At 70.4% G+C, this 16,142-nt stretch carries 14 protein-coding genes; 3 read left to right on the top strand and 11 right to left on the bottom strand.

The genetic code is table 11. The features are described from left to right. Positions 1-13 precede the first annotated feature (13 nt). From galK to galT, 3 genes are read right to left on the bottom strand one after another with little or no spacing between them, the layout of a single operon-like run. The gene (gene galK / locus BFN33_RS33665; protein WP_069763968.1) at positions 14-1,168 is read right to left on the bottom strand and encodes a galactokinase; all 1,155 of its coding nucleotides are present in this window, start codon (positions 1,166-1,168) and stop codon (positions 14-16) included. After that, positions 1,168-2,130: a UDP-glucose 4-epimerase GalE gene (gene galE, locus BFN33_RS33660; RefSeq protein ID WP_069763967.1), complete on the bottom strand. Its 963-nt coding sequence runs from the start codon at positions 2,128-2,130 to the stop codon at positions 1,168-1,170. Before galE ends, galK begins: the two co-directional genes overlap by 1 nt. Continuing rightward, positions 2,127-3,188 carry a galactose-1-phosphate uridylyltransferase gene (gene galT, locus BFN33_RS33655; protein WP_069763966.1) on the bottom strand — a complete coding sequence of 354 codons (1,062 nt, stop codon included), beginning with the start codon at positions 3,186-3,188 and terminating at the stop codon, positions 2,127-2,129. The genes galE and galT overlap by 4 nt, the downstream gene beginning before the upstream one ends. 111 nt (positions 3,189-3,299) lie before the next feature. Between galT and BFN33_RS33650 the strand changes: the two genes are divergently transcribed. Together BFN33_RS33650 and BFN33_RS33645 are read left to right on the top strand one after the other, a co-directional pair. Next, positions 3,300-4,988 (top strand): sodium:solute symporter family protein, encoded by a 1,689-nt coding sequence (locus tag BFN33_RS33650; protein WP_069763965.1) that lies wholly within the window; start codon positions 3,300-3,302, stop codon positions 4,986-4,988. Positions 4,989-5,009: 21 nt separating this feature from the next. Further along, a complete protein-coding gene (locus tag BFN33_RS33645; RefSeq protein ID WP_069763964.1) occupies positions 5,010-5,312 on the top strand; it encodes a hypothetical protein in 303 nt (100 codons plus the stop codon). Between the two features lie 409 nt (positions 5,313-5,721). On the opposite strand, the gene BFN33_RS33640 is transcribed toward BFN33_RS33645, so the two are convergent. The 8 genes from BFN33_RS33640 to rsmI all read right to left on the bottom strand — a co-directional run bounded on the left by BFN33_RS33640 (position 5,722) and on the right by rsmI (position 14,195). Further along, on the bottom strand, positions 5,722-6,408 hold the full coding sequence (locus BFN33_RS33640; protein ID WP_079077117.1) for a response regulator transcription factor: 687 nt from the start codon (positions 6,406-6,408) through the stop codon (positions 5,722-5,724). A 217-nt stretch (positions 6,409-6,625) separates the two neighbouring features. Beyond that, positions 6,626-8,428 (bottom strand): ABC-F family ATP-binding cassette domain-containing protein, encoded by a 1,803-nt coding sequence (locus BFN33_RS33635; protein ID WP_069763963.1) that lies wholly within the window; start codon positions 8,426-8,428, stop codon positions 6,626-6,628. An 84-nt stretch (positions 8,429-8,512) separates the two neighbouring features. Next, positions 8,513-9,406, bottom strand: a complete 894-nt coding sequence (locus BFN33_RS33630) for a 4-(cytidine 5'-diphospho)-2-C-methyl-D-erythritol kinase (RefSeq protein WP_069763962.1) — start codon at positions 9,404-9,406, stop codon at positions 8,513-8,515. After that, positions 9,403-10,278: a 16S rRNA (adenine(1518)-N(6)/adenine(1519)-N(6))-dimethyltransferase RsmA gene (rsmA, locus tag BFN33_RS33625; RefSeq protein ID WP_069763961.1), complete on the bottom strand. Its 876-nt coding sequence runs from the start codon at positions 10,276-10,278 to the stop codon at positions 9,403-9,405. Before rsmA ends, BFN33_RS33630 begins: the two co-directional genes overlap by 4 nt. Positions 10,279-10,311: 33 nt before the next feature. After that, the gene (locus BFN33_RS33620; protein ID WP_069763960.1) at positions 10,312-11,658 is read right to left on the bottom strand and encodes a resuscitation-promoting factor; all 1,347 of its coding nucleotides are present in this window, start codon (positions 11,656-11,658) and stop codon (positions 10,312-10,314) included. A gap of 118 nt (positions 11,659-11,776) precedes the next feature. Further along, positions 11,777-12,661, bottom strand: coding sequence for a TatD family hydrolase (locus tag BFN33_RS33615; RefSeq protein WP_069763959.1), 885 nt, complete (start codon positions 12,659-12,661; stop codon positions 11,777-11,779). Positions 12,662-12,707: 46 nt separating this feature from the next. Beyond that, entirely contained in the window at positions 12,708-13,100 is a 393-nt protein-coding gene (locus tag BFN33_RS33610; RefSeq protein ID WP_069763958.1) for a hypothetical protein, read from the bottom strand. Between the two features lie 246 nt (positions 13,101-13,346). Further along, on the bottom strand, positions 13,347-14,195 hold the full coding sequence (gene rsmI, locus BFN33_RS33605; RefSeq protein ID WP_069763957.1) for a 16S rRNA (cytidine(1402)-2'-O)-methyltransferase: 849 nt from the start codon (positions 14,193-14,195) through the stop codon (positions 13,347-13,349). 85 nt (positions 14,196-14,280) lie between these two features. Here rsmI and BFN33_RS33600 point away from each other — a divergent pair, with 85 nt between their 5' ends. After that, the gene (locus BFN33_RS33600; protein WP_069763956.1) at positions 14,281-16,020 is read left to right on the top strand and encodes a dolichyl-phosphate-mannose--protein mannosyltransferase; all 1,740 of its coding nucleotides are present in this window, start codon (positions 14,281-14,283) and stop codon (positions 16,018-16,020) included. Positions 16,021-16,142: the final 122 nt, after the last annotated feature.

Genomic DNA, 16,142 nt, shown 5'->3' with positions numbered 1-16,142 from the left:
CGGTCAGCCGGTCTCAGACCAGGCGCCGCGCCCCCGCCGAGGGCACCGCCTCGAACACCCGCGGAGCGGTGAACTCCGCTGCTGCGAAGGCCTCTTGGACCGCCTTGGTGAGGGGTTCCACGTCGGCCGCCTCCGCCAGCACGATCGCCGAGCCGCCGAAGCCGCCGCCGGTCATCCGGGCGCCCAGGGCACCCGAGGCGAGGGCGGTGTCGACGACCAGGTCAAGCTCCGGGCAGGAGATACGGAAGTCGTCGCGCAGCGAGGCGTGGCCGGCGACCAGCACGGGGCCGATCGCGCGGGTCTCGCCCGACTCCAGCAGGGCGATGGTCTTCTCGACCCGCTCGTCCTCGGTGACCACGTGGCGGACCAGGCGTACGGCTTCCTCGTCGTCGCCGAGCCTGTCGAGGGCCGCGTCGAGCTCGGCGTAGGGGATGTCCCGCAGCGCGTCCACGCCCAGCAGCGCCGCACCCCGCTCACAGCCCGCGCGGCGCTTGCCGTACTCGCCCTCGCTGTGCGAGTGCTTGACGCGGGTGTCGACGACGAGCAGCACCATGCCCTCGGCGGCGAGGTCGAAGGGGATCTGCTTCTGGGAGAGGTCCCGGGTGTCGAGGAACAGGGCGTGGCCGGCCTCGCAGCAGGCGGACGCGGTCTGGTCCATGATCCCGGTGGGGGCGCCGACGTAGACGTTCTCGGCGCGCTGGCACAGGCGGGCCAGCTGCCAGCGCTGGAGACCGAGGTCGTACAGGTCGTTCAGGGCGAGTGCGACGACGACCTCCAGGGCCGCCGAGGAGGACAGGCCCGCGCCCGCCGGGACCGTCGAGGCGAGGTGGACGTCCGCGCCGGTGACCGGATGTCCGGCCTCGCGCAGCGCCCAGACGACTCCGGCCGGGTAGGCGGTCCAGTTCCTGTCGCTCTCCGGCGCGAGGTCGTCGAGGCGCAGCTCCACGACCCCGCCCTCGACGTCCGCGGAGTGCAGGCGCAGAACGCCGTCCGTGCGCCGGGAGACGGCGGCGACCGCGGTGTGCGGCAGCGCGAAGGGCATCACGAAGCCGTCGTTGTAGTCGGTGTGCTCACCGATGAGGTTGACGCGGCCCGGCGCCGACCAGACACCCTCGGGCTCGGTTCCGTAGAGCTCGACGAAACCGTCCCGGACCTGCTGTGCCGCCACTACTGCTCCCCTGCGATGGTCTGAGCGAACTCCCACGCGTCCGCGACGATCCCCGCGAGATCCGCGCGGGACGGGTTCCAGCCCAGCTTCTCGCGGGCGGTGGCGGCGGAGGCGACCAGGGTGGCCGGGTCGCCGCCCCGGCGCGGGGCCACGACGTCGGGGATCGGGTGGCCGGTGACCTTGCGGACCGTCTCGATGACCTGGCGGACGGAGAATCCCTCGCCGTTGCCGAGGTTGCAGATGAGGTGCTCGCCCGCGGTGGCGGCCTCGATGGCGAGGAGGTGGGCCTCGGCCAGGTCGGCGACGTGGATGTAGTCGCGGATGCAGGTGCCGTCCGGGGTCGGGTAGTCGTCGCCGAAGACGCTGATCGCCTCGCGCCTGCCCTGCGCGACCTGGAGGACCAGCGGGATGAGGTGCGACTCGGGGTCGTGCCGCTCGCCCTGCTTGCCGTACGCGCCGGCCACGTTGAAGTACCGCAGGGACACGGCGCCAAGGCCGTGCGCGTTCGCCTCGCTGGTGATCATGAAGTCGACGGCGAGCTTGGAGGCGCCGTACGGGTTGGTGGGCCGGGTCGGCGCCGACTCGACGATCGGCACCTCCTCGGGCTCCCCGTAGGTGGCGGCCGTGGAGGAGAAGACGAGTCGGCGCACGCCGGCCTCGCGCATGGCGCCGAGCAGCGCCATGGTCCCGCCGACGTTGTTCTCCCAGTACTTCTCGGGCTTCACGACCGACTCGCCGACCTGCGAGAAGGCGGCGAAGTGCAGGACGCCGTCGAAGGAGGAGTCCAGCCACTTGGCGGCGTCGCGGATGTCGCCCTCGACGAAGGCGGCTCCGGCCGGGACGCCCTCACGGAAGCCGGTGGAGAGGTTGTCGAGGACGACGACCTCGTGCCCCGCCTCCAGCAGATGCTGGGCCACGACACTGCCGACATACCCCGCGCCACCTGTCACCAGGTACTTCATGAACTCGCTACCTCTCGCAGTCGCTGTGCCGCGGCCTCCGGTCGGATGTCGTTGATGAAGACGTCCATGCCCGACTCGGAACCCGCGAGGAACTTCAGCTTGCCGGACGTACGGCGAATGGTGAAAAGCTCGAGGTGCAGCGCGAAGTCGTCGCGGTGGACGCCCTCGAACTCCTCCAACTGCCCGAACGGCGCCTGATGCCAGGCGGCGATGTACGGCGTCGCGGACTCGCTCTCCCCGAATATCCGGTCGAAGCGCCTCAAGAGTTCCAGATACACCTGGGGAAACTCTGTGCGCGCGTCCTCGTCGAGGCCGAGCAGATCCGGAACCCGGCGCTTCGGGTAGAGGTGCACCTCGTACGGCCAGTGCGCCGCGTAGGGCACGAAGGCGACCCAGTGCTCGGCCTCCAGGACGACCCGCTCGTCGGCGAGTTCGCGCTCGAGGACGGCGTCGAAGAGGTTCTCGCCTCCGGTCGCCTCCTTGTGCGCCGCGAGAGAACGCAACATCAGGGCGGTGCGCGGCGTGGTGAAGGGGTAGGCGTAGATCTGGCCATGCGGGTGACCCAGGGTCACACCGATCTCCGCACCCCGGTTCTCGAAACAGAAGACCTGCTCAACGGAGGGCAGATGCGACAGCTCCGACGTCCTGTCGGTCCATGCGTCCAGGACGAGCCGCGCCTGCTCCTCCGTGAGGTCGGCGAAGGAGGCGTTGTGGTCCGAGGTGAAGCAGACGACCTCACAGCGCCCCGAGTCGCCTGCCAGCGAGGGGAAACGGTTCTCGAAGACCACGACGTCGTACGACGAGTCCGGGATCTCACTCAGCCGCTCACCCTGCGTGGGACACAACGGGCACTGGTCCGCGGGCGGGTGGTAGATGCGCCCCTGCCGATGCGAGGCGATGGCCACGGAGTCGCCGAGCAGCGGATCCCGACGAACCTCGGACGTGGTGACAGTCCGCTCCAGCGGACGCCGGTCCACGGCGTCGCGGACGGTGTCGTCGCGCAGGTCGTAGTAGATGAGCTCGCGACCGTCGGCCAGCCGGGTCGAGGTCTTCTTCACCGCTGGACTCCTTCACTCAAACATAACTAAACACAAGTAACCATAACCCCCCACTCACGTCAACATCAGAATCAAACAAAGCGCATCAGTCGAGGTGTTCACTTGTTGACTATGCAAACCCCCACAAAAGGCGCATACCTGGCAGCCGAGCTCAGGCTCCCCACCAACTGGCTCGACTACACGATCCTCGGTATCTACTTCGTCGTCGTCCTCGGCATCGGTTTCGCGGCCCGGCGATCGGTGAAGACGAGCCTGGACTTCTTCCTCTCCGGTCGCTCACTGCCGGCCTGGATCACGGGTCTCGCCTTCATCTCGGCCAACCTGGCCGCCACGGAGATCCTCGGAATGGCCGCCAACAGCGCGCAGTACGGCGCCTACACGGTCCACTGGTACTGGATCGGCGCCATCCCGGCCATGGTCTTCCTGGGCCTGGTGATGATGCCCTTCTACTACGGCAGCAAGGTGCGCTCGGTCCCCGAGATGCTGCTCCTGCGCTTCGACAAGTGGGCACACCTGCTCAGTTCGGCCCTGTTCGCCTTCGCGGCCATCCTGATCGCGGGAGTGAACCTCTACGCCCTGGCGATCGTGGTCGAGGCCCTGCTGGGCTGGCCGCAGTGGGTGGCGATCGTGGTGGCGGGCGCCTTCGTCCTCGCCTACATCACCCTCGGCGGCCTCTCCTCCGCGATCTACAACGAGGTCCTCCAGTTCTTCGTGATCCTGGCGGCCCTCATTCCGCTCTCCGTGCTGGGCCTGAAGAAGGTGGGCGGCTGGGACGGCCTGACCGACAAGCTGACGGCGGAGCACGGGGCGAACTTCACGACGGCATGGGGCGGCACGGGCATCGGCAGCGCGAACCCGCTGGGCGCGAACTGGCTGACGATCGTCCTGGGCCTCGGCTTCGTCCTGTCCTTCGGCTACTGGACGACGAACTTCGCGGAGGTCCAGCGAGCACTGTCGGCGAAGAACCTGAGCGCGGCCCAGCGCACCCCGCTGATCGCGGCCTTCCCGAAGATCTTCATCGTGTTCCTGGTGATGATCCCGGGCCTGACGGCAGCGGCCCTGATCCCCGGCTTCGGCACCTCCGACTCCGGCTACCAGTACAACGACGCCATCCCCTATCTGATGGAACAACTCCTGCCGAACGGAGTCCTGGGCATCGCGGTCACCGGTCTCCTGGCCGCCTTCATGGCGGGCATGGCGGCGAACGTCTCGTCCTTCAACACGGTGTTCACGAACGACATCTGGGGCCGCTACGTGCAGCGGGGCCGGGAGGACGGGTACTACGTCCGCTTCGGCCGCCTGATCACGGTGATCGGCGTCTGCGCGTCGGTCGGCACGGCGTTCCTGGCGTCCTCGTTCTCGAACATCATGAGCTACCTCCAGACGCTGTTCTCCTTCTTCAACGTGCCGATGTTCGTCGTCTTCATCGTCGGCATGTTCTGGAAGCGCGCGTCCGTGAAGTCGGGCTTCTGGGGCCTGCTCGCCGGCACGGTGGCGGCGATGGTGAACTACTTCTGGATCTACAAGCAGGGCATCATCGACATCCCCTCCGACCAGGGCGCCAACTTCGTCTCCGCGATCGTGGGCTTCGTGGCCGGTGGGGTGGTCATGGTCTTCGTGTCGCTCTTCACGGCCCCCAAGCCCGCCGCGGAACTCCAGGGCCTCGTCTACGGCACGACGTCGCCCGGCATGTCCGAGCCCCCCGCCGCCGGCGACGACGCCTGGTACCGCAGGCCGGCCCTGCTGGGCTGGGGCGCGATCGTCCTCGCGGCCGCCTGCTACATCCCGTTCTCGTTCTGACCGCGGGAGAATTGAGGAACCATGTCCGAACACGACGTCCAGCGGGAAGTCACCGAACTCCAGTCCAAGTCGGCCACCGCGGCCCGCATCTTCGACCTGCGCCGCATCATCGGCGGCCTGTTCGTCCTCTACGGCATCATCGTCACGATCGCCGGCATCAACCCGTCCGACGCCAACCTCGACAAGGCGGAGGGCGTCAACATCAACCTCTGGACCGGCCTCGGGATGCTGCTCCTCGGCATCTTCTTCCTGGTCTGGCTGAAACTGCGCCCGACTCCGCCGCCGGTACCGAAGGCGACACCGGAAGAGGAGCCGACCGAGTAGCGCCCAGGGGGGTGCCGGGTTCGGTTGTCGGGCGGCTGCGGCCCGGTGGGGGCTGGTCGCGCAGTTCCCCGCGCCCCTAAAAAACTGCAGTCACCCGCGCCACGACGGACCGTTGGCCGCACCGCACGCCAGGACGGGCCGTTGGCCGCGTACGGCGCGAAGGGGCCGGGGTGGGGGGTGTCCGCCCGCAGCGTCCGGCGTCCGTCACCGAGCACCACTCAGGGAACCGAGCCGCCGGACCGAGGACGGACACCCCCCACCCCGGCCCCGACCCACCCACCGAACCCCACGCGCTACACCCGCCCCCACCGAAGCCGAAACGGGCCGCCGCAGGCATCCAGGGGCGCGGGGAACTGCGCAAAAACGCCCGCCCCCACCGAACCGAAACGGGCCGCCGCAGGCAAACCCGTCAAACCGCCGGAGGCCCCCCCACCGGCCCCGCCCGATCCAGCAACCCCGTCCGAGCCGCCAACGCCGCCGCCTCCAGCCGCGACCCCACCCCCAGCTTCATCAGCACCCGCTGCACATGGGTACGAGCGGTGGACGGCGCTATCCCCATCCCTGCCGCGATCAGCCGCGTGTCCTCGCCGTCGGCCACCCGCACCAGCACCTCCACCTCCCTGGGCGTCAGCATCTGCAGCAGCCGCTGCCCCTCGTCGTCCGGCTGGGCGGCTGGGTTCAGCAGCTCACTGAACGCCCCCTGAAGCAACTGCGGGGCAACCGCCGCCTCCCCCGCCCGAGCCTTCATGATCGCCCGCTCGACCCCCTCGATGCGCTCGTCGTGCCGCACATAACCGGAGGCCCCCGCGGCGAAGGCGGCCGCGATCCCCCGAGGGCTGGGCACCGGGCCCAGCACCAGCACCGCCACCTGCGGCCGCTCCCGCTTGATCCGCACGACCGGGTCGAACATCCCCGGCTCGGCCGGCGTGGCCGTCCCCAGCAGGCACACCTCGGGCGCCCGGCTGATCACCAGCTCCGCCGCCCCCGCGGCAGGCGCCGCCGCCGCGAGCACCCGGTGCCCGCGCAGTTTCAGCGCCGAGGCCAGCGCCTCGGCGAGCAATCGGTGGTCGTCGACCACCATGAGCCGAACTCCCATCGAGCAACCCCCCAGTCCCCCCATGGATCCGCGTGAAGGCCCCACTATGGATGCCCACTGATCCGCACGGACAGAGGCACTCTCCCAGGACCCCCGCCCTTCATGCCCCCGGAAGCTACACGCTAGTTCGACGTTGCGCTTCCCCTACCGGTGAGAAGTGTCCCGGAAGAGCTTAATTCCTGGCTTTCCTGTCATTCGAGGATGATGTGCCGCACCTTCACGCGTCCTCGGCCAGCTCGAGCCAGCGCATCTCCAGTTCCTCCCGTTCCCCGGCGAGATCCCGCAGCTCGGCATCGAGGGAGGCCACCTTCGCGAAGTCCGTGGCGTTGTCGGCGATCTGCGCGTGCAGCTTCGTCTCCCTCGCGGAGATCTTGTCGAGCTGCCGCTCGATCTTCTGGAGCTCCTTCTTCGCGGTCCGCTGATCCGCGGAGCTCTTCTCGGCCACCGGCTTCACCACCACCGGCGCCGAAGCCGCGGCCGCCTCCTCCATCCGCCGGCGCCGCTCCAGGTACTCGTCGATACCGCGCGGCAGCATCCGCAGGGTGGCGTCCCCGAGCAGCGCGAAGACCCGGTCGGTCGTGCGCTCGACGAAGAACCGGTCGTGGGAGATGACGACCATCGAGCCGGGCCAGCCGTCGAGGACGTCCTCCAGCTGGGTCAGGGTCTCGATGTCGAGGTCGTTGGTGGGCTCGTCGAGGAAGAGGACGTTGGGCTCGTCCATCAGCAGCCGCAGCAGCTGCAGCCGCCGCCGCTCACCGCCGGAGAGATCCCCGACCGGCGTCCACTGCTTCTCCTTGTTGAAGCCGAACGTCTCGCACAGCTGGCCGGCGGTCATCTCGCGCCCCTTGCCGAGGTCGACGCGCTCCCGCACCTGCTGGACGGCCTCCAGCACCCGCAGCGTGGGCTTGAGTTCGGCCACCTCCTGCGAGAGATAGGCGAGCTTGACGGTCCTGCCGACCACGACCCGTCCGCCCACGGGCTGTGTCTCGCCCTCGGTCCGCGCGGCCTCGGCCATGGCCCGCAGCAGGGACGTCTTGCCCGCGCCGTTGACCCCCACCAGGCCGATCCGGTCACCCGGACCGAGCTGCCAGGTCACATGCTTCAGCAGCACCTTCGGCCCGGCCTGGACGGTCACGTCCTCCAGCTCGAAGACGGTCTTGCCCAGCCGAGACGACGCGAACTTCATCAGCTCGCTGTTGTCCCGCGGCGGCGGCACGTCCTTGATGAGCTCGTTGGCGGCCTCCACCCGGAACCGCGGCTTGGACGTCCGCGCGGGGGCGCCGCGCCTGAGCCACGCCAGCTCCTTGCGGACGAGGTTCTGCCGCTTGGTCTCCTCGGTGGCGGCGATCCGCTCCCGCTCGGCCCGCGCGAAGACGTAGTCGGAGTACCCGCCCTCGTACTCGAAGACGTCGCCCTTCTGCACGTCCCACATGCGCGTGCAGACCTGGTCGAGGAACCACCGGTCGTGGGTGACGCACACGAGCGCCGAGCGCCGCTCGCGCAGGTGCTTCGCCAGCCAGGAGATGCCCTCGACGTCGAGGTGGTTGGTGGGCTCGTCGAGGACGATCAGGTCCTGTTCCTCGATGAGCAGCTTGGCGAGGGCGATACGGCGGCGCTCGCCACCGGAGAGCGGCGCGATGACGGTGTCGAGGCCCTGCGGGAAGCCGGGCAGGTCGAGCCCGCCGAACAGTCCGGTCAGCACATCGCGGACCTTGGCGTTGCCGGCCCACTCGTGGTCGGCCATGTCCCGGATCACCTCGTGCCGCACCGTGGCGGTCGGGTCGAGGGAGTCGTGCTGCGTGAGGACGCCCAGCCGCAGCCCGCCTGAGTGCGTGACGCGCCCGGTGTCGGCGTCCTCCAGCTTGGCGAGCATGCGGATCAGGGTGGTCTTGCCGTCGCCGTTGCGGCCCACGACGCCGATGCGATCACCCTCGGAGACGCCGAGCGAGACACCGTCCAGCAGGGCACGGGTGCCGTACACCTTGCTGACGTTCTCGACATTGACCAGATTGACGGCCATTTCTCTCCTGCCCAGGGGGATCGATCGACCCTCCAGGGTAGTCCGGCGCGCGACATCCCCTCGCCCCGAGGCTTTCCTGCCGGGTCAGAGCACCGTCGCACCCGGCGCCGGCCCCGACGCGACCCGCACCGTCCGGCACGTGCCGGAGACACGCAGCGCGTCCGCGATCTTCGCCGCCGACTCGGCGCCGCGGGCGAGGAACGCCGTGGTCGGGCCCGAGCCCGAGACGAGCCCGGCGAGGGCACCCGCGGCGCTGCCGGCCGCGAGGGTGTCGGCGAGCTCCGGGAAGAGCGAGAGGGCGGCGGGCTGGAGGTCGTTGGAGACGGCGGCGGCGAGCGCGTCCGGATCGCCCCCGGCCAGCGCGTCGAGCAGGTCCTCGGAGGCGACGGGCTCGGGGACGTCGAGGCCCTCGGTGAGCCGGTCGAACTCCCGGAAGACGGCCGGGGTCGACAGCCCGCGCTCCGCCATCGCGAACACCCACGAGAAGCCGCCGCCGACCTCGAGGGTGCGCAGCTTCTCCCCGCGGCCCGTCCCGAGCGCGGCCCCGCCCACCAGGCTGAACGGCACGTCACTGCCCAACTCGGCGCAGATCTCGAGCAGTTCCGCACGGGAGGCACCCGTCCCCCACAGCGCGTCGCAGGCCAGCAGCGCACCGGCCCCGTCCGCGCTGCCGCCCGCCATGCCACCGGCGACGGGGATGTCCTTGGCGATGTGGAGGTGCACGGCCGGATCGAGCCCGCGGCGCTCCGCGAGGGCGATCGCCGCGCGGGCCGCGAGATTCGTACGGTCGAGGGGGACCTCGGCGGCGTCGGGGCCCGTGCACGTGACGCGGAGCTCGTCGGCGGGCGTCACGGTCACCTCGTCGTAGAGGCCGACCGCGAGGAAGACGTTGGCGAGGTCGTGGAAGCCGTCGGGGCGGGCGGCGCCCACCGCGAGCTGGACGTTGACCTTGGCGGGGACGCGGACGGTGACGCTCACTGCTGACCGGGCTCCTTGTTCTCAGCGATGCGGGCGAACTCCTCGACGGTGAGCGACTCGCCGCGGGCCTGGGGCGAGACCCCCGCCGCCACGAGGGCCGTCTCGGCGGCCGCGGCCGAACCCGCCCACCCGGCGAGCGCGGCCCGCAGCGTCTTGCGGCGCTGGGCGAAAGCCGCGTCGACGACCGCGAACACCTCGCGCCTCGACGCGCTGGTCTTGATCGGTTCGGTCCTGCGGGTCAGCGCGACGAGCCCGCTGTCCACGTTCGGTGCGGGCCAGAAGACGGTGCGGCCGATCGACCCGGCCCGCTTGACCTCGGCGTACCAGTTGGCCTTCACGGACGGGACGCCGTACACCTTCGAACCGGGCGGTGCGGCGAGCCGGTCGGCGACCTCCGCCTGGACCATGACGAGGGTGCGTTCGATGCTCGGGAAGGTCTCGAGCATGTGCAGCAGCACGGGTACGGCGACGTTGTACGGCAGGTTCGCGACCAGTGCCGTCGGCGCGGGCCCGGGGAGGCCGGAGATGTGCATCGCGTCCGAGTGCACGACGGCGAAGCGGTCGGCCCGGTCCGGCATGCGGGCGGCGATCGTCGCGGGCAGTGCGGAGGCGAGGACCTCGTCGATCTCCACGGCGGTGACGCGGTCCGCCGCCTCAAGCAGCGCCAGGGTGAGCGAGCCGAGCCCGGGCCCTACCTCCACCACCACGTCGTCGGGGCGGACGCCCGCGGTCCTGACGATACGGCGGACCGTGTTCGCGTCGATCACGAAGTTCTGGCCGCGCTGTTTGGTGGGGCGGACTCCAAGGACGGCCGCGAGTTCACGGATGTCGGCGGGGCCGAGGAGGGCGTCTGGGGAGGGGCTGCTGCTCACGGCCCCAAGGGTACGGGGCCGTGAGCGCCGCACTCACCCGTGCAGACGAGCCCCGCAGTGCGGCCACGGGCTCGCCCCCCGCCGCACGTACAGCTTCTTCGCGCGGAACGTCTGTTCGGCCGCGGGCGCGTCCTGCGGCCGTCCCGAGCCGCCAAGGCCCTGCCAGGTCCTCGTGTCGAACTGATACAGCCCTCCGTACGTCCCCGACGCGTCCACCGCGTTCGACCGCCCCCCGGACTCGCACGCCGCGAGCCCCTGCCAGTTGAGGTGGTCCGCTCCCTGCACGGACGTGGGCATCGGCTTCGTGCCCACCCTGACCCGCTGCGTCCGGGGCTCGCGCACCAACTCGACCCTGGTCCGCCGCGGCTTCTGCCGGACCCCGTTGACGGTCCGCAGGGAGTACGTGATCCGTCGTACCCCCGGCACCCCCGCCTGCTCGACGACCTCCGTGCCCTTGAAGAGGGAGTCGTCCTCGCTCCGCTCCTCCCGGAACGGGATCTGTTCCTCGCGCACTTCCTTCGTCCCGGTGATCCGCAGCACCGTGACGGTCTGCCCGTCGCGCGGGAAACTCCCGGGTGCCACCGAGGTGGTGTCCATGCCGCTCAGTGTGATCCCGGCCGCCTCGACGGCCTCTCCCACGGTCGCCGCGTTGGTCCGGATCGTGCGCGCCCGGCCGTCCGCCATGATCGTCACGGACCGCTCGGTCCGCACGTCCAGCGCGAGCCCCTCCCGCCCGATCGGACGGGAGCGCGAGGTGGACACATACGCGCCCTGCGCGCGCACCCCCAGCTGTTCGAGTGCCCCGTCCACCGTGCGTGCCGTGGTCCACACCTCACGCCGGTGCCCGTCGAGCGTGAGCCGCACGGGACGCCCGTACCGCACGGCGACCTCGTCCCCGCTGGCGAGCTGTTCGCCGGGGGCGGGCGCGACGACGTCGTGCGCCCCCACCGCGACTCCCTCCTCCGCGAGGAGTTCGGTCACGTCGTCCGAGAAGGTGTGCAGGGTCCGCGGCTTGCCGTCGACGCTGAGCTCGATCGCCTTGTCCTTGGCGACGAACGCCGTGGTACCGCCCGCCAGGAACGCGACCACCAGCGCCTGCGGAAGCAGTCGGCGCATCGCGCTGTCCGGGCGCTCCGTGTACCGGGCCCTGCGCCGGTGCGCGGCCCGACCCGTTTCGGCACGCGGGGACGGCGTGGGCGCCGGGTTCGACTCCTCGTACGCGGGCCGGTATGTGTCCTCGTACGCCAGCGTCCGGCCCGGGTCGGGTGCCCCGTACAGCCCGTAGGCGAGCGTCTCCGCGGTCTGCGGATCGGCGGGGGGCGGGCCGTACGGCTCGTAGGGCCCGTATGTCTCGTACGTCTCGTACTGCGAGTTGCTCACGCCGACACGCTCCAGGGGCCGAGGGGTCCAGCGGGGTCCGGATCGGGCCCACAGAACCTAGCGGAGCGGTCGTCACTCTCCAAAGTGACACGACTACCCGGAGTTACGTTCGATGGGCTCAGTACCCGAAGGCGCGTGCGGTGTTGGCGGCGAGTGCCGTGGCCAACGCGTCCTCGTCGATACCGCGCACGGCGGCCATGGCGCGCACCGTGACCGGAATGAGATAGGGGACGTTGGGCCGTCCGCGGTACGGCACCGGCGTCAGGAAGGGCGCGTCGGTCTCCACCAGCAACAGCTCCAGCGGGGCCACCGCCACCGCGTCCCGCAGGTTCTGGGCGTTCTTGAAGGTGACGTTGCCGGCGAAGGACATGAAGTATCCCGCGGCGGCGCAGATCTCCGCCATCTCGGCGTCACCGGAGTAGCAGTGGAAGACGGTGCGCTCGGGGGCGCCCTCCTCCTTCAGCACGCGCAGGACGTCCGCGTGGGCGTCGCGGTCGTGGATGACGAGCGCCTTGCCGTGCCGCTTGGCCATCTCGATGTGGGCGCGGAAGGACATCTCCTGCGCGTCCTTGCCCTCGGGCCCGGTGCGGAAGTGGTCGAGGCCCGTCTCACCGACGCCCTTGACCTGCGGGAGCCCGGCCAGGCGGTCGATCTCCGCGAGCGCCTCGTCAAGCGCCGACGCGCCCCCTGGCCGGCGCGCACCCTGCCGCGACCATCCGTCGGGGTCGCCGTGCACGATCCGGGGCGCCTCGTTGGGGTGCAGGGCGACGGTGGCGTGGACGGCGTCGTAGCGACCAGCCGTCTCGGCCGCCCAGCGGGAGCCCCGTACGTCGCAGCCGACCTGGACGACCGTGGTCACCCCGACCGACGCGGCTTTCGCGAGCCCTTCCTCCACGGTCCCGTCCTGCATGTCCAGATGGGTGTGGGAGTCGGCGACCGGCACCCGGAGGGGCTCCGGGAGCGGCGGCGCCGCGTTCTTCTCGCGGGGGCTGTTCGAAGGCATGCCCCGATCCTACGAAAGGGGCATGCCCACCCGGATGCCGGAGCGGTCAGCTCGCCTTGCGCTGGAACACGTGCAGCAGATCGGCCAGGTGCCAGTGGTGCTCCTCGCCCGACGCCTCGCCCTCGGCCCTCGGTGCCTCCACGGGCCCCGCGGGGGGCGTGCGGTGCTGCTGGTGCGCCGCGTCACGGGCGGACGCGACCCGGCCGGGCCGCATGATCCGTACGACGTGGTGGTCGCAGTTCGCGCACGCGGGCCTGGAGAGCGGAGAGGGCACGACCTGTCCGTTCACCACGTACTGCACGAACTCCCGGCCGTCGCCGTCGATGTGGTGCTCTATCTCGTACGACTGCTCCCACCCGTGCCCGCAGCGCATGCAGGCGAAGGAATAGGACTCGTTGACGACAGCTGTCGCACCGGGGTGCCCTGCGATCTCGCTCATGCCAGCTCCTGTGTGTCCGCTGGTTCGTAGGACGGATACGTCCCTGACCCCAGTGGACGCCTCCCCGGACCCGAACGCGACAGGCCTGTCGACTGTTGGAGGCGATTTGGACGTTACTTGCCAAACCGCCCCGCCAGACCGCGCGGAGCTTTGCATTCCGAGACACCGCTTTGCCGGCACATGGGGCGCACGCTCAGAAGTCATGCGCCCTGCTCAGAGCGGGTGTGACCCACTTCATGCGGGGCGTCAGGAAGGGGCGTTCTTCGCCGCGACGACCGCATCGAAAACAACCCTCTTGGGGACTCCCGCCTCGACGGCCACCGCGGCGATCGCCTCCTTGCGCCGCTCACCCGCCTCCTCCCGCACCCGCACCCTGCGCACCAGCTCCGCGTCGTCGACCTCCTCGGCCCCCTTCTCGGGCGCCCCCTCGACCACGACGGTGATCTCCCCCCGGACCCCTTCCGCGGCCCACTCGGCGAGAAAGCCCAGCGCCCCCCGCTTGACCTCCTCGTACGTCTTCGTCAGCTCCCGGCACACCGCCGCCCGTCGCTCCGCCCCGAATACCTCGGCCATCGCCGCGAGGGTGTCGTCGAGCCGATGCGGAGCCTCGAAGTACACCAGGGTGCGCCGCTCGTCGGCGACCTCCCGCAGCCGTGCGAGCCGCTCACCGCCCTTGCGCGGCAGGAACCCCTCGAAGCAGAACCGGTCGACGGGCAGCCCGGACAGCGCGAGCGCGGTCAGGACGGCGGACGGTCCCGGTACGGCCGTGACCCGGACATCCTTCTCGACCGCCGCGGCGACCAGCCGGTACCCGGGGTCGGACACCGACGGCATCCCGGCGTCGGTGACGAGCAACACGCGGGCGCCGCCGAGGAGTTCGTCGACGAGTTCGGGCGTACGGGCGGCCTCGTTGCCCTCGAAGTACGACACGATCCGCCCCTTGGGGGTCACGCCAAGACCCTGGGTGAGCCGCCGCAGCCGCCGGGTGTCCTCGGCCGCGACCACGTCGGCCCCGGCCAGTTCCGCCGCCAGGCGGGGAGGAGCGTCCGCGATGTCGCCGATGGGGGTGCCCGCCAAGACAAGGGTTCCAGTCACACCCCCATCCTCCCAGGGGCGCCCCGAACCGGACGCATCCACCCATGCACGGGACTCACACAGCGCCGTTCCTTACGATGGCGCGGTGACCAGTACCGCGTCCTCCACGGACACCCGGCAGGACCAGGCCCCCCAGGACCGGCGGCCGTCGTGGCAGCAGAGGCTGCGCCGTTTCGGCTACACGGCCGAGGCCAGAAGCGATGTGCGCGAGCGCCTGGTGCCGCCCTTCGTCGAGCCCAGTGCGCGGATGTGGCAGGTCCTGGGCGTGCCCCGGACGCTCGCCGAGCGGATCGCGCGCTGGTCGGGCTGGCTCGGGCCGCTGCTCGTGACGCTGGTGGCGGGGCTGATGCGGTTCTGGAACCTGGGCAGCCCGAAGAAGGTGATATTCGACGAGACGTACTACGCCAAGGACGCGTGGGCGCTCGTCCACCGCGGCTTCGAGCTCAGCTGGGACAAGAACGTCGACAGTCTGATCCTCAACTCCAACGGGAACGTTCCGCTGCCGACGAGCGCCGCCTATGTCGTGCACCCGCCGGTCGGCAAGTACGTCATCGGACTCGGCGAGCTGATGTTCGGGTTCGACCCGTTCGGCTGGCGGTTCATGACGGCACTGCTGGGGACGCTGTCGGTGCTGATCGTGTGCCGGGTGGGCCGCCGTATCTTCCGCTCCACGTTCCTGGGCTGCCTGGCGGGCGCGCTGATGACCGTGGACGGCCTGGCCTTCGTGATGGCGCGGACCGCGCTGCTCGACGGTGTGCTGATGTTCTTCGTGCTGGCCGCGTTCGCCTGCCTGGTCATCGACCGGGACCGGGCACGGGAGAAACTCGCGGCCGCGCTGCCGGTCGACTCCCACGGCCTCGTGCGCCCCGACGCGCACATCGCGGACACCCTGTTCCTGGGGTTGCGCCCCTACCGCTGGCTGGCGGGCCTGCTCCTCGGTCTGGCCATCGGCACCAAGTGGAACGGCGCGTTCTTCCTCGTCGCCTTCGGCATCATGACGGTCCTGTGGGACGTCGGCTCGCGCAAGGTCGCGGGCGCCCGCCAGCCCTACCTGGCGGTCCTCAAGTACGACTTCGGCATCGCGTTCTTCGCCATGGCGCCGGTCGCGGTCGTCACCTACCTCACCTCGTGGATCGGCTGGATCCTCTCCCCCGCGGACGGCACCGGCGGCTACTACCGCAACTGGGCCGCGAACGACGGTCAGGGCGGCAGCTGGACCTTCCTGCCGGACTGGTGGCGCAGCCTGGTCCACTACGAGCACGAGGTCTACAAGTTCAACGTCGGCCTGTCCTCGCCGCACACGTACATGTCCAACCCGTGGAGCTGGATCGTCGACGGCCGCCCGGTCTCGTACTTCTACGAGTCCCCCGCGCCCGGCACCGACGGCTGCCCGGCCGACGCGGGCGAGAAGTGCGCCCGCGAGGTCCTGGCGATCGGCACACCGCTGCTGTGGTGGGCCGCCTGCTTCGCGATCCTCTACGTCCTGTGGCGCTGGTTCTTCCGCCGCGACTGGCGCGCCGGCGCCATCGCCTGCGGTATCGCGGCCGGTTATCTCCCCTGGTTCCACTACCAGGAACGCACGATCTTCTTCTTCTACACGATCGTCTTCCTCCCCTTCCTCTGTCTGGCCGTCGCCATGCTCATCGGCGCCCTCGTCGGCCCCCCGGGCTCCAAGGACTCCCGCCGCGTCGCGGGCGCCACGGCGGCCGGAGTCCTGGTCCTCCTGATCACCTGGAACTTCATCTACTTCTGGCCCCTGTACACGGGCACGAGCATCCCGATCGACGACTGGCGGTCGCGGATGTGGCTGGATACGTGGGTCTAGAGGTCCAGGGTTCACGTATGTGATTGAGCACCTGCTTCGACGAATCGGGAAACTCTTACCCCTCGTGTCACACCTCCCGCTTAGAGTTCCCACAACAACGGGGAATCGGGGAGGGGGCCAAC

Origin of the sequence: Streptomyces sp. LUP47B, from assembly GCF_001746295.1 — a bacterium.
Classification (GTDB): domain Bacteria; phylum Actinomycetota; class Actinomycetes; order Streptomycetales; family Streptomycetaceae; genus Streptomyces.
Note: the sequence above shows the minus strand (reverse complement) of the source record. Positions and strands in the feature narration are given on the sequence as shown.

Bases quoted from the DNA above. Each gene is read 5' to 3' on its own strand.
- BFN33_RS33615 (WP_069763959.1), bottom strand. From the start codon at position 12,661: ATGCCTTCGAACAGCCCCCGCGAGAAGAACGCGGCGCCGCCGCTCCCG.
- BFN33_RS33635 (WP_069763963.1), bottom strand. From the start codon at position 8,428: ATGGCCGTCAATCTGGTCAATGTCGAGAACGTCAGCAAGGTGTACGGC.
- BFN33_RS33610 (WP_069763958.1), bottom strand. From the start codon at position 13,100: ATGAGCGAGATCGCAGGGCACCCCGGTGCGACAGCTGTCGTCAACGAG.
- BFN33_RS33645 (WP_069763964.1), top strand. From the start codon at position 5,010: ATGTCCGAACACGACGTCCAGCGGGAAGTCACCGAACTCCAGTCCAAG.
- BFN33_RS33650 (WP_069763965.1), top strand. From the start codon at position 3,300: ATGCAAACCCCCACAAAAGGCGCATACCTGGCAGCCGAGCTCAGGCTC.
- BFN33_RS33640 (WP_079077117.1), bottom strand. From the start codon at position 6,408: ATGGGAGTTCGGCTCATGGTGGTCGACGACCACCGATTGCTCGCCGAG.
- galE (WP_069763967.1), bottom strand. From the start codon at position 2,130: ATGAAGTACCTGGTGACAGGTGGCGCGGGGTATGTCGGCAGTGTCGTG.